Origin of the sequence: Shewanella sp. 10N.286.51.B7 (genome assembly GCF_002873615.1) — a bacterium.
Lineage (GTDB): Bacteria > Pseudomonadota > Gammaproteobacteria > Enterobacterales > Shewanellaceae > Shewanella > Shewanella electrodiphila.
Genome location: NZ_MCUF01000061.1, coordinates 12,870 through 36,965, shown reverse-complemented (window position 1 = coordinate 36,965; position 24,096 = coordinate 12,870). Strand labels below are relative to the sequence as shown.

The window sequence follows — 24,096 nt, the reverse complement described above, 5'->3', positions numbered from 1 at the left end:
ACATGTGACTACACGTCAGCTTTATCTTGCAAGCCCACTAAACGCATTAATTCAGCAGTACGATTTGCGTAACCCCACTCGTTGTCATACCAAACATAAAGTTTAAGCTGAGTATTATTAACAACCATGGTTGATTGCGCATCGATAACCGCTGAGCGAGGGTCTGTTTTATAATCAATCGAGACTAACGGACGCTCTTCATAACCAAGCACCCCATCAAGCTCGCCTTCTGCAGCTTGTTTAAGCAATTGGTTCACTTCAGTTTCTGTGGTGCTGCGGCTCAGTTCAAAAACACAATCTGTAATTGACGCATTTGCTAATGGCACACGAATCGCATGACCATTTAAGCGGCCTTTCAGCTCTGGGAAAATATGCGTAATTGCTGTTGCAGATCCCGTGGTTGTAGGAATAAGGCTCATGCCACATGCTCTTGCACGGCGTAAATCTTTGTGGGGAGCATCAAGAATAGTTTGGGTATTCGTAATGTCATGGATAGTTGTCATTGAACCATGAACAATACCTAGTGACTCATGGATGACTTTAACCACAGGTGCTAAACAGTTAGTGGTGCAAGATGCAGCGGTAACAATTGGGTGAATTGATTTATCATAATCTTGATGATTCACGCCCATAACTACATTTAACACACCGTCTTCTTTCACTGGTGCCGTCACTACAACACGCTTTACACCTTGATCAAGGTAAGCTTGCAACTTTGCTTTGGTCTTCATCACACCTGATGCTTCAATAACAACATCACAGTTTGACCAATCAGTATCGGCAATAGCTTTATTGGCTGTGCAGACAATCTTATGACCATTAACTTCGATGGTATTATCATGCGCAACAGCTTCATGAGCCCAACGACCATGAACTGAATCAAAATTGACTAAATGAGCCAGTGTGGCTGCATCACCAGCTGGATCGTTAATTTGAACAAATTCAACGTCAGCCCAATCGAATGCAGCACGAAATGATAAACGTCCCATACGGCCAAAACCGTTAATTCCTACTTTAATTGTCATAATCTAGCCTTTCGTTTAATAAAATAAGTTAAATCAGTGTTTGAAATCACTAACAACGATTGCAGTTAGGTCTATTGACCATATCCGCTAAGCGCTTCAGATCAGCTTCAATGAATGCGGTATTGCCTGATGCGGTTTGTGTAATAACGGTTTGAGCCCATTGAGGTAATGCATCATTAAGTCGGTAGTAAACCCACTGACCTTGCCTTCTATCGGTTAACAAACCTTCTTTTCTAAGTTGAGCTAAATGGCGTGATATTTTTGGCTGACTATCATCTAGCGCAGCCATTAGCTCACAGACGCACAACTCCTGATTAAGTGAAATTAAAAGTAAACTCTTCAATCGAGTTTCATCAGCTAAGCATTTAAAAAATATGCTGGGTTGCATAGTTAACCTCTATCATCTTGGTTTGTATTCAAGGTAAATAACCAAGAAAAGTATCAAAGTTCAAAATCGTTATAGATAATGCAGCAAGGATATGCGTAAAAACAGATATACGCAAATTCATATATATGCAAAATGAAATGTTTAATAAAAATGTCATATCACTGAACATATTTTGACAAGGGGTAGCAACAAAAAACCGACTGGTTACAGTCGGTTTTATTGATTAAGCCTTCATATCATCAGTCTTTTAATCTGACTTTAGCGATTTATACTAAAAAGGTATTTATCCCAAATTAAGTGCCATTTATGTTTTGGCCGTTAAACGTTCAGCGAGTAACGTAGCATTACGCGCCACTATGCCATAAATGGATAGTTGTGGATTAGCCCCTAAACTTGTTGGGAACATCGAGCCATCCATGACTGATAAGTTTTCAAAATAATGGGATTGCCCTTCACTGTTAATCATAGATAACGTTTTATCATCACCCATAGCACAGCCTCCCATAACATGTGCTGACGCAACAATCGTCTTGAGCAAACCGATATCCATAGTGGCTATGGTTTCCTTGGCTTGCGCCCAATTAAGCTGCATACCAATACCATCATTAATCGGTAATACTTTTTTAGCTCCTGCAGCAAACTGTAATTCAGCCATGGTCGCAAAGGCACGTCTTGCGGTATCCCAAAAAGGTTGTTCCAGTGGATAATCGAGCGCAAATCCTTTGTCAGTCAGCCTAACTTGACCACCGGGGCTTTGGTCAGAATAACCATCTCTTACAAGTGCTATCATCACTTGTAAGTTATTAAAGTGAGTCATAAGCTCTGCATGACTGCGACCATAACCAATCGTTTTAGATGCTATTAAAATCGGGTGAATTGGAGGCACTTCAAGTTTATAGCCCATTTCACCCGCTGCGCCATCTCGCCAAACAAATTCATCGGAATAGATAGATTGTGGTGCGCCGCTGTGACCATCAATTTGTTTATCAAAAAGACTGCCAGATAACAGCGTTGGATGTAAAAATGTTTTACCTAATAACTTATGTGGATCAGGGGTTTTAGCCCGCATTAAAATAGTCGGAGTGTGTATTGCCCCAGCGCTTAAAATATAATGCTTAGCGCTAAAAGTCAGCGTTGCTGCACTTGAACTGCCCGATTGCGCTTTAGCAGACAAGCCTTCAACTTTGTCCCCTTTATGTTTTAAATCAATAACTTTAGCATTTGAGATTAAAGTTGCGCCTTGCTCTAGCGCACTGGGAATTGTGGTCACTAGCATCGACTGCTTAGCATTTACTGGGCAACCCATTCCACAATAACCCGTGTTCCAGCAACCTTTCACATTGCGTTTGATAACAGTGTATTCCCAGCCGAGCTTTTCACAGCCTTCTTTTAAAGCCGCGTTATTCAAATTAGGCTGAAATTGCCATTCACTGATATTCAATCTGGCTTCCATTTTCTCAAACCAAGGTTGCAAGGATTCAGTGGATAAGCCTGTGACAGATTTTTCTTTTTCCCAAAAAGCTAACGCGTTATCAGGCGTTCGAATTGAAGTGGTCCAATTAACCGTCGTCGAGCCGCCAACGCTTCGACCTTGAAAAATTCCAATACCTTTATCAGAGGTTTTCATCGCCGCAGCTTGTTGGTATAAATCAGGATAGGCGGTGCGTTCCTCCATATTGAAGTCACTTGATGACTTTAAAGGGCCACCTTCTACCATAATCACACTAAGACCTGCTTGTGCCAGGATTTCAGCAGCCGTGCCACCTCCAGCACCTGTGCCTACAATGACCACATCAGCTTCAAAGTGTTGATTTTCTGTCAATTGATTAGCATCTATATGCTGCCAACCAGCAGCTAAACCAGTGGTAATCGGATCAATGATATTTGCAGCCATTTGTTACTCCAGAATTCATGTTAATTAGTGAAAATACAAACAGCTTAGGCATCCAAAAATGTAGGTTTAGCGTAGTGCAGACGTCCCCAATGTTCTGGGCAAGCGTAATAGCTAGAAATGATGAGTTCACGCAGCCCAATATAAGCAGTCTGCATCATCTCAAGAAAGTGATGACGCCAATGCTCCAACATTTCATTCAGTTGTTCTGGCGATCTAAGCACCAATGGCGTAATGCTGCTGGTGAGAATAAGCAGGCCAAATCTTGATTCCAGCATGGTCAGTAATTGAGTTAATTCTTGCTTTTGATCTTCAGGCAATACACTGATTGTTTGGTTAATGGCAATAATGGTCCGATTTAAAAAAGCATCACGATAGTTGGCAACTTCTGGTAATGCGCCATCCATAAATATCGGAATAAGCACACTGAATAATAAGCGATGTGTGTCATCTGGGTTATCGTTTACTTCAGGCGTATACAAACTCACACCTAAAGCGAGCGCAGCTGTTCCTGTAAACGCCCCAGTTAAAAAGGTTCTTCTTTTCATTGTTATCCCTTTTCTATTGCCTACTTCTGTACGAAAGCACGGCCACAAATCAAACACTCCCAAGTGCCACATTTGTTGCCACAAAAGCATCTATGCTAAAGTGAACTCAATCAACATTTAAACACACGTTTGAATATTAACAAACCATTGCACATAAAATACCCATATGAAAAAGACTTTTTCACCACCATGGTGGGCTGTAAGTGCCCATATTCAAACGATTTTACCCGTATTTTTCAAAGTGGACAAACCAGAAGTTTCAAGACAACGCCAAGAACTATCTGATGGTGATTTCGTTGATTTAGACTGGGTGGGTGAAGCGGTAAATGGCCAACCTATTTTAGTCATTTTGCATGGTTTAGAAGGCAGCAGTGATTCTCACTATGTGCGTCGCATGCTTCAAGCAGCAAAAGAACAAGGTTTATGTGCCGTGGTACATCATCACCGTAGCTGCTCTGGCGAACCAAACCGCCTAGCACGCAGTTATCACAGTGGTGATACTCAAGATATTCACTTCACCCTCACTCAGTTAAACCAACAGTTTCCTGACTCAGCGTTATACGCTGTAGGCTATAGCTTAGGGGGTAATGTACTGGCGAAATATCAAGGCGAGCAAGGTAGTGATAGTTTGCTGGACAAAACCATCATTGTTTCAGCGCCGTTATGTTTGGCCGCTTGTGCAAAAAAATTAGAAAGTGGCTTTTCTACGGTATATCAACAGCATTTAATTAAGCAGTTACAAGACAAAATGCAGGCAAAAGTTGCTGAAGCGCACTTGAGCACTGATATGCCTGTGACCGCGAAAGAAATTGCCGAATTAACAACATTCCATCTATTTGATGATAGAGTCACCGCCCCGCTACATGGCTTCAGCGATGTATATGATTACTATAATCGAGCGAGTGGTAAACCATTTTTAAAACAGGTACAAAAATCGACTTTAGTCATTCATGCTCAAGATGATCCCTTTATGACAGATGCGGTGATCCCATCCAATGAAGAGTTGTCTGATCATGTCGAGTACGAACTACATCAAAACGGTGGTCATGTTGGCTTTATCTCTGGCGGTGTACCTTGGAAACCGACTTTTTATTTAGAGTCTCGCATCATCCAATTTATTAAAGGCTAATTCATGCTAATCCCTTACGAGGCGTTATTACAACTGCCGCAAGAAACACTTAATAACTTGATTAAAGAGTATTTATTAACTCAAGTTGAAGATGGATCTTTTGGTCAACTTGATGATCAACAAATTGCTGCTGCCATTGAAAAGTGTAAGCACTCTCTTAAGCTAGGCGAGCTCAAAGTAGAATTTAGCGAAGAAGATGAATCAATCGCTATAAGGCATAAAGATCAAATCATTTACCCAACTGCTGAGTAGGGTTAACATTGCAGCATTGACCTCAATCGATTCAGCCCGTATAAATAGAGTCTGTTTTTCTTCAAGTTTAATCATGAAAGTGTTAACGATGAGCAGAACGATAAAACACTGAACTGTCTCAGTTATTTAGCTAATTTTCACGTTTGATCTAGGTAGGATAAATGTCAACAAAACATCCCATTATTGCTGTTACTGGCTCTTCAGGAGCTGGCACAACAACAACGACAACGGCATTTACTCATATCTTCCGTCAACTGGGTATCAATGCAGCTTTTATTGAAGGTGATAGTTTTCATAACTTTACCCGTGCAGAAATGGAAGTGTTAATCCGCAAGTCTCAAGCTGAAAATCGCAATCTTAGTTATTTTGGCCCTGAAGCAAATAACTTCGTCAAACTCGAAGAGTGCTTCCAAAGCTATTCAGATACAGGCCAAGGCCAAACCCGCAGTTATTTACACACTTTTGATGAAGCAGTGCCATTTAACCAAATGCCTGGCACATTCACTCAGTGGCACCCTCTTCCTGAAAATACCGATATGCTGTATTACGAAGGGTTGCATGGTGGTGTTGTTACCGAAGATGCCAATGTCGCTAAGCATGTAGACTTATTGATTGGCATGGTGCCGATTGTCAATTTAGAGTGGATCCAAAAGATCATTCGAGATACATCAGACAGGGGTCATAGCCGTGAAAAAGTCATGGGGTCAATCGTTCGCAGTATGGATGATTACATCAAACATATGACGCCACAATTCTCGCGCACTCATATTAACTTTCAACGGGTACCGACTGTAGACACCTCTAATCCATTTAGCGCCAAAGATATTCCCAGCCTAGATGAAAGCTTTGTGGTGATTAGGTTCCGCGATATTAACAATGTCGACTTCCCTTATTATCTCAGCATGATTGATGGCTCATTTATGTCTCGAGTCAATACCTTAGTGGTACCGGGTGGTAAAATGTCATTAGCAATGGAGTTAATTCTAACCCCATTGATCAAAGAGTTAATGCATAAGAAAGCCGCAGAAAACGCTTAATACTGAGTCACATTCTTACTAAATGAACGATTATTACTTATGGTTGTTTAAGCTTGTTTTAAGCCATAGGTATTATCATCTCCACTATCGGGATTTCAGGCGAAAGAACGATAGTTGATGTGCTCATGGGTGTTAATTCCCCCATCTTTATCTGTTAGCGCACTTGGGCATATCAGCAAACCTACTTTTAGCACGCTCTTCTTCGTTAGTTTAATGACACTAGCAAGGTTTTGATTTCAGCCCGCACGCTGTCCACTTGTTCAATAATTTGATTCGCTGCAGCTTCATTTTCAGGCATATTCTGCCATTGAGTAGTCCATACTTGTGTTAATTGCTGCGACTGCTCAATTACAGGCTTACCGGTTAAACTACTCAAATCTTCTATCAGTCCAACTTTTACCCAGCCAACTCTTGGGTTGCCAAGCTTTAAGTCTTGATCATAATAAGCGGCATAAACCAATTGCTGCAATTGTGCTAACTCAAGTAACATTTCAAAACTCGCGGTTCTCACATTACTATTGTGTTCAGTTATTTCCATTCGCCAAACATTGTATGAAAAACCCATCAACGAAAATAATAAGCTAAAAATGACTGTTAACTGATACCACTTCAATTGTTGATTCATCAAATCACCTCAAAGCTAAATAAAACACCAAAATAAAGCCACCATGCCTATGCTTGAATGATTAAAAACTCGATTTCAATCATTCAAGCATAGGCATTAATAGTTCTGACAGAGAGGTGGAATAGAAAATCTTTGAAGTAAAAACAAAAAACGGCCAACAGGCCGTTTAAGATAGAAAGGTTTGCGTGACACTTAATCCATTAAGGGAATGACTTCTCGGTAAGCCTGACGCTGACGGTACTGCTCGAGACGCATAATAAATTCATCACTCTGTGCCACTTCCGGATCTTGCTTTAAAGCTTCAATCGCTTTTTGCTGAGTATCAACCGCTAACTCAAATTCACCCATTTCAGCATAACCTGCAGCAAGATTATCTAAGTTAGTCGGATCATTGGCATTATTTTCCAGTAACTGTAATGCTAACTCAACAGCACGTGAACCATCTCTATATTGCTCTTCAGGACAAGTGGCTAAAATCCAAGCCACATTGCCTAATGCGATACTGTCACCGACTTGATTAAATTGATCGAGTGCTTTACCACAGTTACGTTCAACCCCATCACCACCAGCTGAATAGATAAAACCTAAACGAAAGTGAGCGCGAGGATCGCCTTGCTGCGCTAACGTCTGATACCACTGCTCAGCCACTCCAAGGTTTCTCGGTAATAATTTACCTTCAAATGATAAGTCTGCGATAGTTTGCTGAGCTTTAATATGATCTTGCATCGCCGCTTGTTCAACCCAGTACAGTCCTTGCTCTGTATCTTGGTCAACAAAGCGCCCAGCCAAGTTCATCAGGCCTAACAGGAATTGTGCATCGGCATTGCCTTCAGCAGCACGTAATTGAATGTGCACAAGTTTAGTGCCTGCTTGGGATTCTAATGAAGCAGGAATAGAAAAAGCATGAGCAGGTGTTACAGCACTGCCAAGCATAAATAACGAGCAAGCAAGCCCTAGATTTAATAGCTTTTGAGAATATTTCAAATCAACCCCTACAACTCAACTTCATTTGGTAATCGAATTAACAATAACTATCAATTAGTGGTTTTACAATAAAGGAAATGTGTTTAAGTCTGAATATATCAGCATTAATAGCGAACTGAGAGTAAAAAAACAGTCAAAATATTGATTTAATAGTTACTTAAAGACTTGCTAAATAATTTAACGCACACTAAATTAGATTGACATAGTTATCTAATGTAGCAAAAATAAATCTTAAATTTAATAAGTTAATACTGACTCAGTCGCGTTTTTCATAATGTTAAACTCGATCTTCATCAAGGTTTTACAGCGACAAGTCACGTACAATTACTTTATTAGATAGTCCTTACTTTCATTTTATCAATCGAGGAAATAAACATGGCTCTGATTGGCAAGCCTAAACCTGATCCAACTTTGGAGTGGTTTCTTTCACACTGTCACATCCATAAATACCCAGCAAAAAGCACCTTGATACACGCAGGTGAAGAATCTGACACGCTTTACTACATCGTAAAGGGCTCGGTAGCTGTATTGATTAAAGATGAAGAAGGTAAAGAAATGATCCTTTCTTACCTTAATCAGGGTGATTTCATCGGTGAACTTGGTTTATTCGAAGAACAAGCAGAACGTACAGCTTGGGTTCGTGCAAAACAACCATGTGAAATCGCAGAGATTTCTTATAAGAAATTCAAGCAACTGATTCAGGTTAATCCTGAAATCCTAATGAAGCTTACTGCTCAAATGGCTTACCGCCTGCAAAGCACTAGCCAAAAAGTAGGTGATTTAGCATTCTTAGATGTTGCTGGACGTATTGCTCAAACTTTATTACATCTTGCTAAACAGCCAGATGCAATGACTCACCCAGATGGCATGCAAATCAAGATCACTCGTCAAGAGATTGGTCAGATTGTAGGTTGTTCGCGTGAAACTGTTGGCCGTATTTTAAAAATGCTTGAAGAACAAAGCCTTATTCAAGCTCACGGTAAAACTATAGTCGTATATGGTACTCGTTAAGTTAAGCTTCAGCTTGATTTAAGAGTAATTAATTAAAGTGATAATTAGTCAATCTGATTATCACTTTTTTTATGGGAGTCTTTCCAATGAGGCTGCTGCCAGCGCTTTTTCTCAGTCTATTTGCATACACTCTCAGCTCAACGGCACATGCAATGACAAACGAGCTTCAACATGATGAAGTTCAGCGCTTGGTCACATCTGGTAGCATTCGTTCACTTGATTATTCCCTTACTTTACTTGCACAATACTGTGAAGGTGAATTAATTGATGCCAGCCTCTATCAAGAGGATGATAAATGGCGTTATGATTTACAATTAAAGTTAAAAAAAGGGCATGTTATCCATTTATCTATCGATGCAACAAATGGAATGCCAGAGTCTACTGACCAACTACCAAGTGAATGCCAAATAAATGAAACTGCTACTCGTCGAAGATAATACCCTTTTAGTTGCTGAACTTGAGAAACAACTTAAACAAGCTGGCTATGTTACAGATGTCACTGACAAAGCTGTTGAAGCAGACTATCTAATTAAAGAAACCCAATACGATTGTGTCATTCTAGACATAGGCCTCCCTGACGGTAATGGCTTAACGCTAGTGCAGTCTTGGCGCGAAAAAGGCATCGATACTCCCGTTATCATGCTAACCGCCCGTAGTCAGTGGCATGAAAAAGTTGAAGGTTTTAATGCTGGCGCTGATGACTACCTTGGCAAACCTTTCCATGCCCAAGAGTTATTAGCACGTGTTCAAGCACTTATTCACCGTGCCCATGGCCGACTTAATACCTCATCAAAGCAATTAAGCTATGGCGGCATTACATTAGATGAAGCCGAGCAGAGAGTGCATATCGGTGAAAACCATTTTGAATTAACCGCGATGGAGTTTAGATTGCTTAAAATCTTCCTGATGTCGCCTAAAAAGTTACTCTCAAAAGCCCAATTGACAGACAAACTATACCAATTTGATGATGAGAAAGAGTCAAATGTTGTAGAAGTTTACGTCACTCATTTACGTAAAAAACTCGGTAAAACGGCCATTGAAACTCGACGCGGCCAAGGATACATCTTTCACGGCATCGTGGAATGATATCGATCCGCAGTAAGCTAAGCTTATGGCTCAGTGCACTCATTATTATTGCGACAGTCATTGGACTCATACTGTTTGAGTCCATGCTGCGACAAGCTTTTCACGACTCTATCATCAATCGACTCGAAGAAGATTTAGAGCACATCATTCTGGCAAGTCACATTAATGCTGGCGAAATCATTATCGACCAAAATGAGCTGTCGAGCTTTTACAAACCCGCATACTCTGGACGCTACTTTCAGTTTAATTCAGAAAGCCAAGTCATTCGTTCTCGCTCCCTATGGGATGTGCAACTCGACATTGAACCACTTGAGCAAAACCAAACTCGCGTCTGGCAAGCCAAAGGGCCAAAAAATAATGATATGCAGTTATTATCTATTGGCTTAGGTTCCACCAGCGGTCAGAAAGTGGCAACGTTAACTGTTGCCCAAGATTTAAGTATTGGCAGGCGGGTATTTAGTGAAGTATTTGGTACTAAGCTTGCGATCAATATCGCCATGCTGCTAGCAATGATTGGCGGTATTTTTATCATTATCAGGCAATCTTTTAAGCCTGTTAAATCCATTCAGGATTCACTCGCTAAACTTAGGCAAGGTGAAATAAACTCTCTCGAGATTAATCAGATCCCAGTAGAAATAAAACCGTTAGCAGAAACCTATAACGAACTATTGGATTACACCGCCAATCAAATCGAGCGTAGCCGTAATAACCTGGGTAATTTAAGCCATGGTCTAAAAACACCGCTTGCTGTGATGCAGCAGCAAGTTGAAGTGCTCGGTTTATCCAATCCTGAATCTGCCGAAGCTATGCAGCAGCAACTCGATCAAATTCGCAATATGATTGAACGTAAACTTGCCGCAGCTCGTATCACCGGCGATATGCTCCCCGCTGCACAAATGGTCATTCCAAGAGATTTCGAGGCGCTCACCAATACTTTAGATAAAGTCCACCACCATAAACAAATTGATTGCAGCGTCAATATCATTGCCAATATCAACCGACTGCCTATTCACCGTGAAGATGGAATGGAACTGTTTGGCAATCTATTAGACAACGCCTATAAGTGGGCACAATCAAATATCATTGTCGATATCGACGTCATAGCCAGTAACAGTAAAACGAGTGAGGTTAATTCAGGTCAAACTCTGACACTCACGATAGAAGATGATGGACCTGGTGTGAATGATGATCAACTCAATCAGTTAACCAATCGCGGTAAGCGTTTAGATGAGGCTGTTGTAGGCCATGGGCTTGGCTTATCCATCGTCAAAGAGATTATCGAACAGTATGGGTACAATCTGACGTTTGACCGTTCAGATCGCTTAGGTGGGCTCAGAGTGACGATTGTATTTAACAATCCGAAAGTGATGACCAGCGTCTAATCGCTCAATCTTCTATACCAGACACTAAAAAGCCCTGAGTCATTTAAATAACATAGAAATGACTCAGGGCTTGTTCAATAAAAAGCAATAACCACAATAATCAGCTTGTTGTAGTTTCAGTTTCAGTTTCAGTTTCAGTTTAAATAAACCAAAACTTTAGCCTGCAGCGTTAGTGCTTTCAAAAATTTTATCGGCAGAAGCCGCAACAAAGCCTGTATACAAATTGCCATCCGTCATTGGGTATCGGCGAGCAAACTCATAAAAACAGGTTGGGATTTCTAATTCACCATCCGCAAAAGTAACCATCATTCTGTCAGCCATCGTCGAAGATTGCTCTAACAAAACTTCAGCTGAACCTTTCACTTCACCGCCTGAAGTGTTCAATTTAAAGCCCGCACTTTTCAATGCTTCATTGACTGACTCAATACGTTCAAACTCTGGCAGCGCATTGATTGATACTGTGAAATGGTTTGCGCGATAGCCAATAGCGGCAACCCAAGCTGCGTATTCACTTTCAGCTAATAGTGTTTTGTAGCTTGCAAGATCCACATTCCAATGACGACCAGAATAAAGGAAATTATCCGCTTTAGTTGCGCTCTCATCCACTTGGTCAATTAAACCATGAATTATGGTTTGCGCTTTAGGGCTAAACTCTTCAACTAATAGCTCAGAGATAAAGACTTTTGGTTGATTTGCATCAGGATGCTCAAAGTGTTTGGCGATTAATTTCTTTTGCTCAAAGTTGTAATCACCACAAGCCACATAACCAATGGACTCGAAATGTTCGGCAAGCACTGATAAGTTAACTTTAGCAATGTTAAAGGTTCTCAAAGCAATATGATCATTAATGATCGGCTCGCCGTTACTGAGTAACTTATGAATACTATCCGCTGATGGCGTCATGTTGATATAGTCTTGCCATAATGCAGCGAACAAAGCGTTTACGTCGGTATGCATAATAAAATCCTTCTTTATAAAAAAGGCAATGAGTAAGGGCCTGTTGATCTTTCAAGGTTGCTTTTGCAGCGAATTGTTGGCCATTTGTACAAGGCAGAGACTTTGAGGTGTAGTTATTCTACATAAAAAGTCAATAACGCAGTAAAAGTGGCCAACAAACGCTGCCCGAAGGGTTCGGCTAAAAACATTTTACTCTTTGTTGAATGGCTTTTGCTTAGGTGACTAGGCATCAATCCATTCGCCTCAATTAAAACGTTTTTAACTCGAACAAAATTCAACCAGAAAAGATTAACAGGCCCTAGTCATTGCCTTAGCAGCTTTATTGTTATTTTAAATTGAAAGCCCTGGGCTTAAGTTTGCTGGCAAGCTAACACTGTCTGCTTCCACTGAAGCAACAGGGTAAGCACAGTAATCAGCAGCATAAAATGCGCTTGCACGATGATTACCAGAAGCGCCAACGCCACCAAATGGTGCTGAACCTGAAGCACCCGTGATTTGCTTATTCCAATTAACGATACCTGCACGAATGCGCGCTAAGAAGTAATCATAATCTTCACGGCTGTCAGCTAAGATACCTGCAGATAAGCCATAACGCGTGTTATTCGCCATATCAATCGCATTGTCAAAATCTTGGTATCTAACAAGTTGCAGTAATGGACCAAAGTATTCTTCATCTGGTAATTCAGCAATCTCAGTGACATCAATTAAACCAGGAGACACTAAGCCAGTACCCGCTTCAACATGCGTTAACTCAACTAAAGATTGACCACCAAGCGCTTGTAATTCTGCTTGTGCAGCAACCATACCTTTAGCTGCGCCCTCAGAAATCATAGAACCCATAAATGGTTGTGGCTGTGCATTCCAGCTACCGACTTTAATTTGCTTAATGGCAGCAATAAGTTGCTCAATTAATGCATCACCCGCGCTGCCTTGCTCGATATAAAGACGACGAGCACAAGTACAACGTTGACCTGAAGAGATATACGCTGACTGAATAATATCGTGAACAGCGGCTTTAGTATCTTGAACATCTTTGATGATTAATGGGTTATTACCGCCCATTTCAAGTGCTAAAATTTTGCCTGGGTGACCTGCATATTGTTGATGCAGTAAATGACCCGTACGCGAACTGCCCGTAAAGAACAAACCATCGATTTGTGGATGAGACGCTAATGCCTTGCCCGTTTCAAGCTCACCTTGAACAAGGTTAATCACCCCTTGTGGCAATCCTGCTTTATCCCAAAGCTTCAGCATTTCTTCAGCAACTTTTGGAGTCAGTTCAGACGGCTTAAATACCACAGTGTTACCCGCAAGCAATGCAGGAACAATATGGCCATTAGGTAAATGACCAGGGAAATTATAAGGACCAAATACCGCAACAACACCGTGAGGCTTATGACGCAATACTGCACGACCTGCAGGAATATCGTTGGTTTCTGTACCAGTACGCTTATCGTGAGCTGCTGCTGACAGGCCAATTTTACCTATCATCGCGCCAACTTCTGTAGCCGTTTCCCACTGCGGCTTACCGGTTTCTTGTGCAATCACTTCAGCAAGCTCAGCTTTATGTGCTTCAAGTTCACTGCGGTATGCTTCAACGATAGCTAAACGCGCTTCATAACCCAGCATAAACCAATCAAATTGTGCTGCACGAGCAGCATCAATCGCAGTATTCACTTGAGCTGCAGTTGCAGTTTTACCACTCCAGATAACCTTACCGTTAGCTGGGTTAACTGATGTTACTTCATGGCCTTCGCCATTAGACCATTGGCCTTTAATAAATTGTGTCATTTGTTCTGTCCTAAAGTTCTAGTACGCGAATGTTATCGCCATTAGCCACTTTCAATGCTTCAGCCAACTCTGGGCTGAGCGTTACCTTGTCATGCTTATCCGACACCTTCACTTTTGCCGCTGTCGCGCGATAATCCGCTAACAAAGTATTGGCAATAATGTATTGGTGGTCTGCATGAGGCATTTTGCCGATGGTCACTGTGAGCTCTCTGCTCAGCTGAACTGAGCGAATATCATTTAATGCACACTCTACAGTTGGGCCGCCATCAAAAATATCGACGTAGTTTCTAAATTTAAAGCCTTCAGCTTGAAGCAACTTCAATGCAGGCTTGGTGTTGCGATGCACTTCACCGATCACTTTTTGCGCTTTTTTAGGTAAAAGGCACACATGAATTGGACTTCGCGGCATCATTTCAGCCATAAAGGCTTTCTTACCTAAACCTGAGAGATAATCAGCTTCAACAAAATCGATACCGAGGAAATGATCTTGTAACCATTCATAAAAAGGCGAGTCGCCCTTTTCATCGCTAACGCCACGCATTTCGGCAATGACCGTGCTGCCAAAACGTTGCTCATGTTGCGCTAAAAATAAGAAGCGTGAACGTGACAGCATGCGGCCGTTATAGCCACGACGATAATCTTTATTCAAAAATAAAGTACACAACTCTGCCGCACCAGTGTAGTCATGGCACAAGGTCAGGGTTTCAACTTCATTACGAACTGAGATTTGTTTTGAATGATAAACTTCAGTACCTAAACGGTAATGATAAAAAGCATCTTCCATTCCAACAGCGGCTTCGATACCACAGGTACCGACAACTTCATTGGTTTTCAGATCTTCAAGCACCATCAAATAACCTTCATCAAAAGGCTTTTCAACTTGCTTGGAAAAAGAGGCTTCTGCACGAGCGATTTTCGATCGCAATAGCTCTTCGTTGACAGGCAGAGATGTAAACCCATGTCCTGACTCAACAGCTACCTTGTATAGAGCATCGTAATCACTGGCGCGAATTGGTCGAATGATTAGCATCAAACTCTCCTAAAATAACACCTATAAAGTCAGTATTTATGCCTTCAGGCTTAAATACTTAACCTCATTGGTTACCCAAACAAAAAAGCGCAACCCAATGGTTGCGCAATTTTATCAATTAACCTGCAACTACTTTAGCTACAGCACGTTCAAAACGCGCTAAACCTTCAGCAATATCGGCTTCTGGGATCACAAGAGAAGGAGCAAAACGCACTACGTTAGCACCAGCAATCAGGCTCATTAAACCTTCTGCAACTGACGCAACAAGGAAGTCACGACTACGACCAGCGTATTGTTCATTCAGTACAGCACCTAATAACATGCCTTGGCCGCGTACTTCTTCAAATACATTATATTTAGCATTAATTGCCGCTAAACCATCACGGAATAATTGCTCGCGATGCTTAACACCGTTAAGTACTTCAGGTGTATTAACGACATCCATTACAGCGTTACCAATAGCACACGCTAGTGGGTTACCACCATAAGTAGAACCGTGAGTACCAATTTTTAAATGTGCTGCAATTTTAGCAGTAGTCAGCATTGCTGCGATTGGGAAACCGCCACCTAATGCTTTAGCACTGGTTAAAATATCAGGTACGATATCTGTGCCCATGTATGCGAATAGCTCACCAGTACGGCCAACACCTGTTTGTACTTCATCAAAAATAACTAATGCGTCATGCTTATCAGCTAAAGCACGAACCGCTTTAAGGAATTCTGGGTCACCATTGATAATTCCGCCTTCACCTTGAAGCGGCTCAAGCATAATGGCACATGTATTATCTGAGATGACAGCTTCAAGTGCAGCAATATCATTGAATGGTACGTGAGTAACACTTTGTGGCTTAGGACCGAAACCATCAGAATAAGCCGCTTGGCCACCAACAGTAACAGTAAAGAAAGTACGACCGTGGAAGGCTTTATCAAATGCAATGATTTGATCTTTTTGTGGACCGTGATTTTCTAGTGCGTAACGACGAGCTAGTTTCAGCGCAGCTTCGTTAGCTTCTGCGCCCGAGTTAGCAAAGTAAACACGTTCAGCAAAAGTGGCATTAACTAACTTAGTCGCCAACTCTAGTGCTGGTTCGTTAGTCATTACATTTGAAAGATGCCAAAGTTTTTCGCCTTGTTCTTTAAGCGCGCCAACTAGAGCAGGATGACAATGACCTAAACAGTTCACTGCAATACCACCAGCAAAGTCAATAAACTCGTTACCTTGTTGATCCCAAACTCGGCTACCTTCACCGCGAACAGGAATTACTGCTGCAGGCGCATAATTAGGCACCATAACTTCATCAAATTGGGCACGTGTTAAGTTCATTTCAACGCTCATTACTTTTCGTCCTTTGGTTATTAAGTGATTTAAAAATCACTCTAGTCCGCTGTCTGTATTGGTTTTGGTTTAGTATCGCAGCGGTTGCTTGTCTAACTTGAAGGTCATTATTAGCTAAAATGTGATCAAAATACCAGTTTTTAGCTGTTAACTATTCATTACTGAAATGATTAGTGAATAAAGAGTGATAAAAATGCGCATACAAAGTACTTATATTGCTAAATTTGAGCATAAATAGTCATAAAAAAAGTTATTTGAACTCGATTTACTTAGCTATTCATCAAATATGCATAATTAGACAAGTCAATTTAGTCAATCACAGTCCCATTACTGTGATTACACTAAATCCAATTTGCGGTAGTTTTGCCCTTTCAGCCTGATAAGTTCCTGCTCAGTAAATTCATAATAATCAAACATCACACGCTTTTCTTGGGGTTCAATTAGGCGAGATTCTTCTAACAATAACACTTTCGCGAAGCAGCTCGCTTTCGCGACGATGGCACTTTCAGCAGAGAACTCGCTAAAGTGGTAATTAAAATCGAGCTCTTTTAGTATTTTTGTCAGCTTACTGTTTTCAAATTCAAGTAAATCCAGCATTTGCCAATTTAACTGCTCACCATGAGACATTACCTTGCTAAAGACTTCATTAGCAGGAAACTCAGATGCCATCACAGCATCGTAGAGATTCTTATCTCCTTTAGCACTCGTTTCTCGCAGCCAAGTGCCCCAGGTTTTCTCAAACTGCCTTGCGCTAGCATTCAAGATAGTCGCACTGCCTAATTGCTTCATGAGCGACGCGCTGTAAACCAACGCCGCATCTTTCTCATGCAATACTGCTAGGGCTTTGGCTGCAATTGCAGTCATCATGCTATATCGCCATAGCTTTCTGGTGGTCCAAACTAGATTGGCATTACCAGAAGGCAACCAGTTACGTAGGCAAAAGTAAGGTATTACCGCTTGTAAGTTTTCAATGCCAATATAATTAAGGACTAACTTAATATCAGTGACTTTAACTTCCGAGCGCTGAGGTCTTCTATGGCTTGATGCTGGGCTATTAATTAAATTGACTAAATCGGTATACAACCAGGAGATGTTTTCGACTAAGGGGCGGATACGACGAAGATCAGGGTCTTTATTCAATAGTAAATCAAGTAGCAAGACTTGTGACTCAGCTAGACCAGATTGTTCCAGCATTTGTTTAGGTGAGCTAATTTGATGCTCTAGGGCATTCATCACTGTGATGGTCAGCTGCTCAGAAATACGCTTAAGCACATGCTGAGCTTTTGCTTGCTCTTCCATGCGCGCCTTAATGGCTTTACGCTCGACTTCTAATTTATTGGCATCATCCTCAAGCTGTTTATCGCGATCATCAAACTGCTGGGTCAGCTTTTCTTTCCCTACAATAAGTTGTTTATATAATCGATTTTCAACTTCGATGACTTTTCCTGGTCTGACTCCACCTGCTACCGACACTGCCACTACTGCAAACCTTTAACCTTGATACATGTTGGTGATAATAAAGGATATCGGCCGCTTTATGTATCAATTGAGCGTAATAATCAAAAAAGAAAGACATAAAAAAGGCTTCCAATAGGAAGCCCTTTTAAGGTGAAGCGCTTCATGCATGGCATAAAGTGCTAATTTCCAATATTTACTTAAGCTCTTGCTCAAATAGTTTGTATATACGACGGTATTCATCTAACCAGCTTGATGGCTGTCTAAAGCCATGCGGTTCAACTGGGTAAATCGCCGTCTCAAACATTGGTTTTTCAAGTTCAATTAAACGTTGTACTAAACGTACACTGTCTTGGAAGAAAACATTATCATCCAGCACACCACTCATGATCAGCAGCGGCTTTTCTAAACCTTGAGCATGCTCAATTGGCGAGCTACGCTCATAAGCGATAGGGTCGACATCTGGCGTATTAAGAATATTCGAAGTGTAAGGCGCATTATAATGTGCCCAGTCCGTCACTGGACGTAATGCTGCGCCAGCTTGGAATAACTCTGGCTCATTAAATAATGCCATGAAGGTTAAGAACCCGCCGTAAGAACCACCATAGGTACCCACTTTAGCAGTATCGACATTGGTGTGTTTTGCCATCCAGCTAACACCGTCTTTTAAATCTTCAACTTCAGGGTGTCCCATATTACGGTACACAGCGGTGCGCCAGTCACGCCCGTAACCCTTAGAACCACGATAATCCATGTCCATTACCACATAACCTTGCTGTGTCAGCAGGTTATGGAACATAAACTCACGAAAGTAACCAGAGAAACCATTATGGGCATTTTGTAAATAACCTGCGCCATGATTAAAGATGACCGCAGGGTATTTATCAGCATTAGCAGCATCGTACCCTTGAGGCAAATACACTCTGGCATAAATATCTTTAGCACCATGAGTTGAAGGAATTTTTACAACTTGCGGCGCTTGCCATGCGTATTGGCTAAACGCTTTGCTGGTGTATTGAGTTAATTGTTTAAGCTCGCCACCTATTGGCTGTATGTATAGCTCATTTGGGTTTACAGCTGTAGAAGCTGTCAGTAACAATGATTGACCGTCTGGGCTTAGTTTGTAATCTAAAGTGCCTGTCCACTCAGTTAATTGTTCAGTCTTACCAGTTGCAATCTCTACACGGTAGACATTATAGGTGCCAGGATGGTCTTTATTCGCACGGTAATATAAATGGCTTGCATCTGGTGATAATGTTACTTGATCAACGACATACTCGCCTTTAGTTAAAGCGGTAGTTTTACCATCTGCTTTGACATATAACTGAGAGAATCCAGACTCTTCAGACAAGTAATAAAACTTATCTTCACCGGTAACCCAGCCAAACTGGTTAAAAGTATAGTTAATCCAAGCATCATCATGTAAACGATGTTCAGTCTCGAGCTTGCCAGACTGTAGATCGACACTTGCGATCCAACGATCTTTGTTATCATGGGCTTCCATCATTACAAGCAATTTATTGTCAGTGTCATGCCATTGAATGGCACTTTGACCCCAACCCCAGTCTTGCATTAACTGCAGAACACGCGGCTCAGGCTTACTTGTGTAACTTTCGCCTTTGGCTTTAGCATTTTCTGCTTTAACTGATGCCAATACATCTTCATCAAAGCCAGTTAAACCTTCAATCGTGATGTCTTTTTTTACATGCTCAACTAGGTCAAGTAATACTAACCTTTCGCCTGGATAGTTGTCTTCTGCCACTCTTGCTCTTGCAGGTACAGCGTCTACATAACCATCTTTGCCTAGGTAGTTAGGCATGATGTCATGTTCAGCTCGCCAGCTATAATTTTTATCTGATAAAGCGACAACAAGATAACGACCATCAGCAGATAAACTCATTTCATCGACAGTTTCACTGTCACCTAAGTACCAGGTTTTAGGTGCAAACGTCGGATCTTGTGCTGCTAATTCTTCTGCGTATTCTGCTCGAGATTTATTCTTGTCATGCTGTAGTGCAACATAAGCAATTAGGCGGTGTTGCTGTTTAGCAATATATGACTCAGGATCTTTAACGCCCGCAGGCGCTTTAGCCATTTGAATATCAACAAGTTGCTCAGTCATACCTGTGTCTAAATGTAATTTGAACACACTGTTACCTTGCATATAAGCAAGATCGCCTGAGTTTAAAAACTTAACGTCATCAATCGCATTATTTTGACGAGTTAATTGTTTAATCTCACCGGAGTTAAGTTGTTTAACAAAGATATTTCCTTTGTAAATATAGGCTTTTTGAGACTTGTCAGTATTAAACACACCACGTTTTTGATCTGCTAAATGCAACTGGTTAAGTTTAAGAATCGTAGCTTGAGACTGATTGATGCCTTGTTGGTATACATCCGCAATCGCAGATTGGTGCTCTTGGCGACTAAAATAAACTGACTGGCTATCGTCAGACCAATAAGCATTCTTAGCTAACAATCCCATCCAATCAGGATTAGCCATAATTTGATTCAAGGTCAATGCTTGCTCAGCTTGCGGTGGCATAGCGAATGGCACTACCACACTGGCTGATTGATTAGATACGGTCGAAGAGTCATTGTTGCTTGCTGTAGCGCTGCAACCTGAAATTATTGCGAGAGAAAGCGCACTCAATGCGGCATTTCGCAGTAGCCTGGTCATATTAAATCCCTTGTCATCAAAGATGAATGATATATTCTCGCCTAAACGTTAAATAGTTTGGCAAGTACTTTTATTATTGGCCTTTTATATCACAAATAATGACAATGTTTGTGGGGATTTATCGCTTAAGTTGTAACAGAAGTTAGCATCGAGTCAGAAAATTATTCAATAGTTCATGACCTTGCTCAGTTAATATCGCTTCTGGATGAAATTGCACACCATATATCGGCAGACTTTTATGACTCATTGCCATGATTTCTCGTCCATGAATGGGATCATCAAACCAGGCATCTAATTGAAACGATTCAGGCAAAGATTCAACTAGCAGAGAATGGTAACGCGTGACAGTTAATGGCTGATTTAATTGCTGAAATAAACCTAATTCGTTATGGGTTATTGCGCTCGTTTTACCATGCATGACCCGTTGCGCTTTTATCACGTTAGCCCCAAATACCTGTGCAATCGCTTGGTGACCTAAGCACACGCCCAATAATGGTACTTTACCCGCAAAATGCGCAATGACAGCAAGTGATATACCCGACTCGTCTGGAGAACACGGACCAGGCGAAATAACCAGATGACTTGGATTAAGCGCTTCAATTTCACTGAGAGTAATTTGATCATTTCTTTTAACCACGACTTCATAACCTAAGCGCTGAAAATACTGCACTAAGTTAAAGGTAAATGAATCATAATTATCAATCATTAACAGCATTAAACATCCCAACTTCAAGGTGAAATTTGCACGAGTGTGGTCTTGTGAACTCATCGGTTTGCAAAAGATTCCAAACTCAAACCATTATAAAGTTGATTAATAATCAACAGTCACTCTGTAGATAACCAACCAAAGGGTACAAGCCGCGGATAATATCATAGCTTAGTAGCCCACTTAAATTTTTAGCACTCTGTATGATTTATTTCAGCTGTAACGTTTCGTTGCTAGGGTATAATACGGCTCAATTTACTTTATTTGTCTTCTGGGTTTCAACATGCACAGCCACAAACAACAAATCGACAATACCAGCTTATATTTCATAGGTGATGTCTATGGCCGCTTAGATAAATTGAATGACTTACTCACTGAAATTGATTTTGATATTGAAGATCCTGAATCAAGCATTCAATTCGTGAAACTGGTGTTTTGTGGAAACTTAATTGCTGCAAATGAAGCTGAAAATATAGAGCACATTGCATTATTGTCATTTGTAAAAGAGTTAGTAGATAAAGGTCATGCTTTTTGCTTGTTGGGTAGCAACGAATTTGAAGCAATAGGATGGAGTAAGCATCACCCCATTACGGATACTCCCTACTTACCTAATGGTTCTACTGAAACCAATAAGTTAACACCGCTATTCTTAAAAGAATTCGCTCAAGGTGATGAGCAGTTGTTCCAGTGGATTGACTGGTTTATGGCATTACCGATTTATCTCGATTTTGATCATATTCGGGCAATACATGCATGTTGGGACGAATCCGTTATTAGCCAACTTAACCCTTATCTATGTTTATTAACTCAAGAGTCTACATCTACGATAAACACTGATTCAGAAAAAGGCAGTAAAAATGCTTTGTCTCAACAGTTTTGGCCTGCTGCATTTGATGAGACACATCCGTTATCAGCAATGATGACTTCGTGTCTCAACTATACTGTTCTGGAATTAATTGAACACCATCCACACCATCAATTATCGACACCTGTCGTAATTGGCCATTACCCTCAAGACAGTTTCCCTGACATTCAAAATGAGCATTTAGTTTGTGTTAACTACAACGCAGCGGTAGGCGATTATCCGTTAGTTAGCTTTGCTTGGCATCAAGGCCGTAAAAAGTCGATTGAGGTAAGCGCCTCTGAGAGTGCTAAATTAAGTTTAGGTGAGTTTTGTTTCATCGATCAGCCCTCAGCAGAAGAACATATTGCTGACGGAGTTGAAAACTTGCTAGCAGGCTTAGTGGAATTATTGCCAAAAACTGAAATCAGTCACACAAAATCAGAGCAATTAAAATCACATGTGGCTGATTGCATCTGCGCAGATTGGGATCCATTAGATCTAAAACAACACATGCATAATCATCATGCTTATCGTCAATTAATCGAACCAATTGCTTTGCTTGCACTCGCTCAAGATTCTGAACAACTTTGTGCCTATTTGGCCATAGTCGCACGTTATCAATTAGAAACTGACAATGACAATCTAGAGAACCGCAGCTTAAAAGTCGCGTTTAAATTGACTCGGTTGGCAAAAGCTTATCTCGACTAAATTAATGGTTTACTTCAACAATCATTTTTAGTGAGACAGAAATGAAAAAACCAGTCACTCATTTGCGACTGGTTTTCTTATGAACCGAACTGACACATTACATCGTTACTTGACGACAGTTAAATGTGCACGTCCTTTTGGTTTTTCAGAATTGCTTGTAGGCTTTTCTTCTGTAACGTCAGCTTTATCCGTTGTTTCAACTGCAGAGAAAGAGCGTGGTGCTGGAGCTAAATCTTCCGATTCATCTTCAGGCATATAAGCATCTTCCATATCAAACACAGTCCCAGCACCGTTTTCGCGCGCATAAATCGCAACGATTGCAGCCATAGGTAAAACAACTTGCTGAGGCACACCACCAAATCGAGCATTAAACTCAACAAATTCATTGGTCATTTGTAAGTTGCCCACTGCACCGCCAGCAATATTAAGCACGATTTGACCGTCCTTAACAAACTCTTGAGGTACCTGAGTGCCCTTTACAAATGCATCCACAACAACATGTGGGGTAAAGTGGTTATCCATCAACCACTCGTAGTAAGCCCGCAACAAATATGGACGGTTAGGTGTAATCGCTTTCATTACATACCCATGCGCATTTCGCGCTCAACCTCAGTTAACGATGCTTTAAATGATTCACGCTCAAAAATGCGTGTCATGTAAGCATGGATATCTTTAGATGTACGAACATCCAAGTTGATACCTAACTCAGGTAAACGCCATAATAACGGACCTAAGTAACAATCAGCTAAGCCAAATTCTTCACTCATGAAGTAAGGCATTTCAGCAAATACTGGCGCTAAAGCAACTAAGCTTTCAGTTAACTCTTTACGAGCTGCGTCAGCTTTTTCACCTTTACGGATACGATCAACTAGTACATACCAGTCTGTATCAATACGGTGCATCATTAGACGGCTTTGGCCACGAGCAACCGGGTATACAGGCATCAATGGAGGATGAGGAAAACGCTCATCTAAATATTCCATAATGATACGAGATTCATACAGCACTAATTCACGATCAACTAGAGTCGGTACTGAGTTGTATGGATTAACATCCAATAACTCTTGAGGTTTCTCACTAGGTTCTACCTGCAATACATCAACAGTTACACCTTTTTCAGCCAAGACGATACGTACTTGGTGGCTATATAAATCATCGGCACCTGAAAAAAGTGTCATGATAGAGCGTTTGTTGGCAGCTACAGCCATTGTTACCCTCCAGTAAAACGGAA

At 41.1% G+C, this 24,096-nt stretch carries 23 protein-coding genes; 8 read left to right on the top strand and 15 right to left on the bottom strand.

Annotated elements, in window-relative coordinates:
* Positions 1 to 8 precede the first annotated feature (8 nt).
* The 4 genes from BCU84_RS16805 to BCU84_RS16790 form a co-directional block, all read right to left on the bottom strand.
* Entirely contained in the window at positions 9 to 1,025 is a 1,017-nt protein-coding gene (locus BCU84_RS16805) for an ArsJ-associated glyceraldehyde-3-phosphate dehydrogenase (RefSeq protein WP_102529228.1), read from the bottom strand.
* Positions 1,026 to 1,074: 49 nt separating this feature from the next.
* Positions 1,075 to 1,413, bottom strand: coding sequence for a metalloregulator ArsR/SmtB family transcription factor (locus tag BCU84_RS16800; protein WP_102529227.1), 339 nt, complete (start codon positions 1,411 to 1,413; stop codon positions 1,075 to 1,077).
* A 304-nt stretch (positions 1,414 to 1,717) separates the two neighbouring features.
* A complete protein-coding gene (locus tag BCU84_RS16795; protein ID WP_102529226.1) occupies positions 1,718 to 3,307 on the bottom strand; it encodes a GMC family oxidoreductase in 1,590 nt (529 codons plus the stop codon).
* 44 nt (positions 3,308 to 3,351) lie between these two features.
* A complete protein-coding gene (locus BCU84_RS16790) occupies positions 3,352 to 3,852 on the bottom strand; it encodes a TAT leader-containing periplasmic protein (RefSeq protein ID WP_102529225.1) in 501 nt (166 codons plus the stop codon).
* A 166-nt stretch (positions 3,853 to 4,018) separates the two neighbouring features.
* Here BCU84_RS16790 and BCU84_RS16785 point away from each other — a divergent pair, with 166 nt between their 5' ends.
* The 3 genes from BCU84_RS16785 (at position 4,019) to BCU84_RS16775 (ending at position 6,270) form a co-directional block, all read left to right on the top strand.
* Positions 4,019 to 4,981 (top strand): hydrolase, encoded by a 963-nt coding sequence (locus BCU84_RS16785; RefSeq protein WP_102529224.1) that lies wholly within the window; start codon positions 4,019 to 4,021, stop codon positions 4,979 to 4,981.
* A 3-nt stretch (positions 4,982 to 4,984) separates the two neighbouring features.
* Positions 4,985 to 5,233 carry a YheU family protein gene (locus BCU84_RS16780; protein ID WP_102529223.1) on the top strand — a complete coding sequence of 83 codons (249 nt, stop codon included), beginning with the start codon at positions 4,985 to 4,987 and terminating at the stop codon, positions 5,231 to 5,233.
* Positions 5,234 to 5,394: 161 nt separating this feature from the next.
* The gene (locus BCU84_RS16775; RefSeq protein ID WP_102529222.1) at positions 5,395 to 6,270 is read left to right on the top strand and encodes a phosphoribulokinase; all 876 of its coding nucleotides are present in this window, start codon (positions 5,395 to 5,397) and stop codon (positions 6,268 to 6,270) included.
* A gap of 205 nt (positions 6,271 to 6,475) precedes the next feature.
* On the opposite strand, the gene BCU84_RS16770 is transcribed toward BCU84_RS16775, so the two are convergent.
* Together BCU84_RS16770 and BCU84_RS16765 are read right to left on the bottom strand one after the other, a co-directional pair.
* A complete protein-coding gene (locus BCU84_RS16770) occupies positions 6,476 to 6,895 on the bottom strand; it encodes a hypothetical protein (RefSeq protein ID WP_102529221.1) in 420 nt (139 codons plus the stop codon).
* Positions 6,896 to 7,087: 192 nt separating this feature from the next.
* On the bottom strand, positions 7,088 to 7,879 hold the full coding sequence (locus BCU84_RS16765; RefSeq protein ID WP_198589600.1) for a tetratricopeptide repeat protein: 792 nt from the start codon (positions 7,877 to 7,879) through the stop codon (positions 7,088 to 7,090).
* Between the two features lie 375 nt (positions 7,880 to 8,254).
* Between BCU84_RS16765 and crp the strand changes: the two genes are divergently transcribed.
* The 4 genes from crp (at position 8,255) to BCU84_RS16745 (ending at position 11,358) form a co-directional block, all read left to right on the top strand.
* Positions 8,255 to 8,890: a cAMP-activated global transcriptional regulator CRP gene (gene crp, locus BCU84_RS16760; RefSeq protein WP_102529220.1), complete on the top strand. Its 636-nt coding sequence runs from the start codon at positions 8,255 to 8,257 to the stop codon at positions 8,888 to 8,890.
* A 152-nt stretch (positions 8,891 to 9,042) separates the two neighbouring features.
* Entirely contained in the window at positions 9,043 to 9,327 is a 285-nt protein-coding gene (locus tag BCU84_RS16755; RefSeq protein ID WP_133146652.1) for a hypothetical protein, read from the top strand.
* Positions 9,302 to 9,976: a response regulator transcription factor gene (locus BCU84_RS16750; RefSeq protein WP_102529218.1), complete on the top strand. Its 675-nt coding sequence runs from the start codon at positions 9,302 to 9,304 to the stop codon at positions 9,974 to 9,976. The genes BCU84_RS16755 and BCU84_RS16750 overlap by 26 nt, the downstream gene beginning before the upstream one ends.
* A complete protein-coding gene (locus tag BCU84_RS16745; RefSeq protein WP_102529217.1) occupies positions 9,973 to 11,358 on the top strand; it encodes an ATP-binding protein in 1,386 nt (461 codons plus the stop codon). The genes BCU84_RS16750 and BCU84_RS16745 overlap by 4 nt, the downstream gene beginning before the upstream one ends.
* Before the next feature lie 156 nt (positions 11,359 to 11,514).
* On the opposite strand, the gene BCU84_RS16740 is transcribed toward BCU84_RS16745, so the two are convergent.
* From BCU84_RS16740 to BCU84_RS16705, 7 genes are all read right to left on the bottom strand, one after another.
* Positions 11,515 to 12,315 (bottom strand): DUF1338 domain-containing protein, encoded by an 801-nt coding sequence (locus tag BCU84_RS16740; protein WP_102529216.1) that lies wholly within the window; start codon positions 12,313 to 12,315, stop codon positions 11,515 to 11,517.
* A 330-nt stretch (positions 12,316 to 12,645) separates the two neighbouring features.
* Entirely contained in the window at positions 12,646 to 14,106 is a 1,461-nt protein-coding gene (astD, locus tag BCU84_RS16730) for a succinylglutamate-semialdehyde dehydrogenase (protein ID WP_102529215.1), read from the bottom strand.
* A gap of 10 nt (positions 14,107 to 14,116) precedes the next feature.
* Positions 14,117 to 15,136, bottom strand: coding sequence for an arginine N-succinyltransferase (gene astA, locus BCU84_RS16725; RefSeq protein ID WP_102529214.1), 1,020 nt, complete (start codon positions 15,134 to 15,136; stop codon positions 14,117 to 14,119).
* A gap of 118 nt (positions 15,137 to 15,254) precedes the next feature.
* Positions 15,255 to 16,472, bottom strand: coding sequence for an aspartate aminotransferase family protein (locus BCU84_RS16720; protein ID WP_102529213.1), 1,218 nt, complete (start codon positions 16,470 to 16,472; stop codon positions 15,255 to 15,257).
* A gap of 336 nt (positions 16,473 to 16,808) precedes the next feature.
* The gene (locus BCU84_RS16715; protein WP_102529212.1) at positions 16,809 to 17,951 is read right to left on the bottom strand and encodes an HDOD domain-containing protein; all 1,143 of its coding nucleotides are present in this window, start codon (positions 17,949 to 17,951) and stop codon (positions 16,809 to 16,811) included.
* Positions 17,952 to 18,123: 172 nt separating this feature from the next.
* Positions 18,124 to 20,607, bottom strand: a complete 2,484-nt coding sequence (locus BCU84_RS16710) for a prolyl oligopeptidase family serine peptidase (RefSeq protein WP_102529211.1) — start codon at positions 20,605 to 20,607, stop codon at positions 18,124 to 18,126.
* Between the two features lie 142 nt (positions 20,608 to 20,749).
* Positions 20,750 to 21,322, bottom strand: a complete 573-nt coding sequence (locus BCU84_RS16705; RefSeq protein ID WP_102529210.1) for an aminodeoxychorismate/anthranilate synthase component II — start codon at positions 21,320 to 21,322, stop codon at positions 20,750 to 20,752.
* Positions 21,323 to 21,596: 274 nt separating this feature from the next.
* Here BCU84_RS16705 and BCU84_RS16700 point away from each other — a divergent pair, with 274 nt between their 5' ends.
* Entirely contained in the window at positions 21,597 to 22,865 is a 1,269-nt protein-coding gene (locus BCU84_RS16700; protein ID WP_102529209.1) for a hypothetical protein, read from the top strand.
* 105 nt (positions 22,866 to 22,970) lie between these two features.
* On the opposite strand, the gene BCU84_RS16695 is transcribed toward BCU84_RS16700, so the two are convergent.
* Positions 22,971 to 23,444: a ClpXP protease specificity-enhancing factor gene (locus BCU84_RS16695; RefSeq protein WP_102529208.1), complete on the bottom strand. Its 474-nt coding sequence runs from the start codon at positions 23,442 to 23,444 to the stop codon at positions 22,971 to 22,973.
* Positions 23,444 to 24,073, bottom strand: coding sequence for a stringent starvation protein SspA (gene sspA / locus BCU84_RS16690; RefSeq protein WP_102529207.1), 630 nt, complete (start codon positions 24,071 to 24,073; stop codon positions 23,444 to 23,446). Before sspA ends, BCU84_RS16695 begins: the two co-directional genes overlap by 1 nt.
* Positions 24,074 to 24,096: the final 23 nt, after the last annotated feature.

Coding starts and splice junctions, on each gene's coding strand:
- BCU84_RS16805 (WP_102529228.1), bottom strand. CDS start 1,025: ATGACAATTAAAGTAGGAATTAACGGTTTTGGCCGTATGGGACGTTTA.
- BCU84_RS16800 (WP_102529227.1), bottom strand. CDS start 1,413: ATGCAACCCAGCATATTTTTTAAATGCTTAGCTGATGAAACTCGATTG.
- BCU84_RS16795 (WP_102529226.1), bottom strand. CDS start 3,307: ATGGCTGCAAATATCATTGATCCGATTACCACTGGTTTAGCTGCTGGT.
- BCU84_RS16790 (WP_102529225.1), bottom strand. CDS start 3,852: ATGAAAAGAAGAACCTTTTTAACTGGGGCGTTTACAGGAACAGCTGCG.
- BCU84_RS16785 (WP_102529224.1), top strand. CDS start 4,019: ATGAAAAAGACTTTTTCACCACCATGGTGGGCTGTAAGTGCCCATATT.
- BCU84_RS16780 (WP_102529223.1), top strand. CDS start 4,985: ATGCTAATCCCTTACGAGGCGTTATTACAACTGCCGCAAGAAACACTT.
- BCU84_RS16775 (WP_102529222.1), top strand. CDS start 5,395: ATGTCAACAAAACATCCCATTATTGCTGTTACTGGCTCTTCAGGAGCT.
- BCU84_RS16770 (WP_102529221.1), bottom strand. CDS start 6,895: ATGAATCAACAATTGAAGTGGTATCAGTTAACAGTCATTTTTAGCTTA.
- crp (WP_102529220.1), top strand. CDS start 8,255: ATGGCTCTGATTGGCAAGCCTAAACCTGATCCAACTTTGGAGTGGTTT.
- BCU84_RS16755 (WP_133146652.1), top strand. CDS start 9,043: ATGACAAACGAGCTTCAACATGATGAAGTTCAGCGCTTGGTCACATCT.
- BCU84_RS16750 (WP_102529218.1), top strand. CDS start 9,302: ATGAAACTGCTACTCGTCGAAGATAATACCCTTTTAGTTGCTGAACTT.
- BCU84_RS16745 (WP_102529217.1), top strand. CDS start 9,973: ATGATATCGATCCGCAGTAAGCTAAGCTTATGGCTCAGTGCACTCATT.
- BCU84_RS16740 (WP_102529216.1), bottom strand. CDS start 12,315: ATGCATACCGACGTAAACGCTTTGTTCGCTGCATTATGGCAAGACTAT.
- astD (WP_102529215.1), bottom strand. CDS start 14,106: ATGACACAATTTATTAAAGGCCAATGGTCTAATGGCGAAGGCCATGAA.
- astA (WP_102529214.1), bottom strand. CDS start 15,136: ATGCTAATCATTCGACCAATTCGCGCCAGTGATTACGATGCTCTATAC.
- BCU84_RS16720 (WP_102529213.1), bottom strand. CDS start 16,472: ATGAGCGTTGAAATGAACTTAACACGTGCCCAATTTGATGAAGTTATG.
- BCU84_RS16710 (WP_102529211.1), bottom strand. CDS start 20,607: ATGACCAGGCTACTGCGAAATGCCGCATTGAGTGCGCTTTCTCTCGCA.
- BCU84_RS16705 (WP_102529210.1), bottom strand. CDS start 21,322: ATGCTGTTAATGATTGATAATTATGATTCATTTACCTTTAACTTAGTG.
- BCU84_RS16700 (WP_102529209.1), top strand. CDS start 21,597: ATGCACAGCCACAAACAACAAATCGACAATACCAGCTTATATTTCATA.
- BCU84_RS16695 (WP_102529208.1), bottom strand. CDS start 23,444: ATGAAAGCGATTACACCTAACCGTCCATATTTGTTGCGGGCTTACTAC.
- sspA (WP_102529207.1), bottom strand. CDS start 24,073: ATGGCTGTAGCTGCCAACAAACGCTCTATCATGACACTTTTTTCAGGT.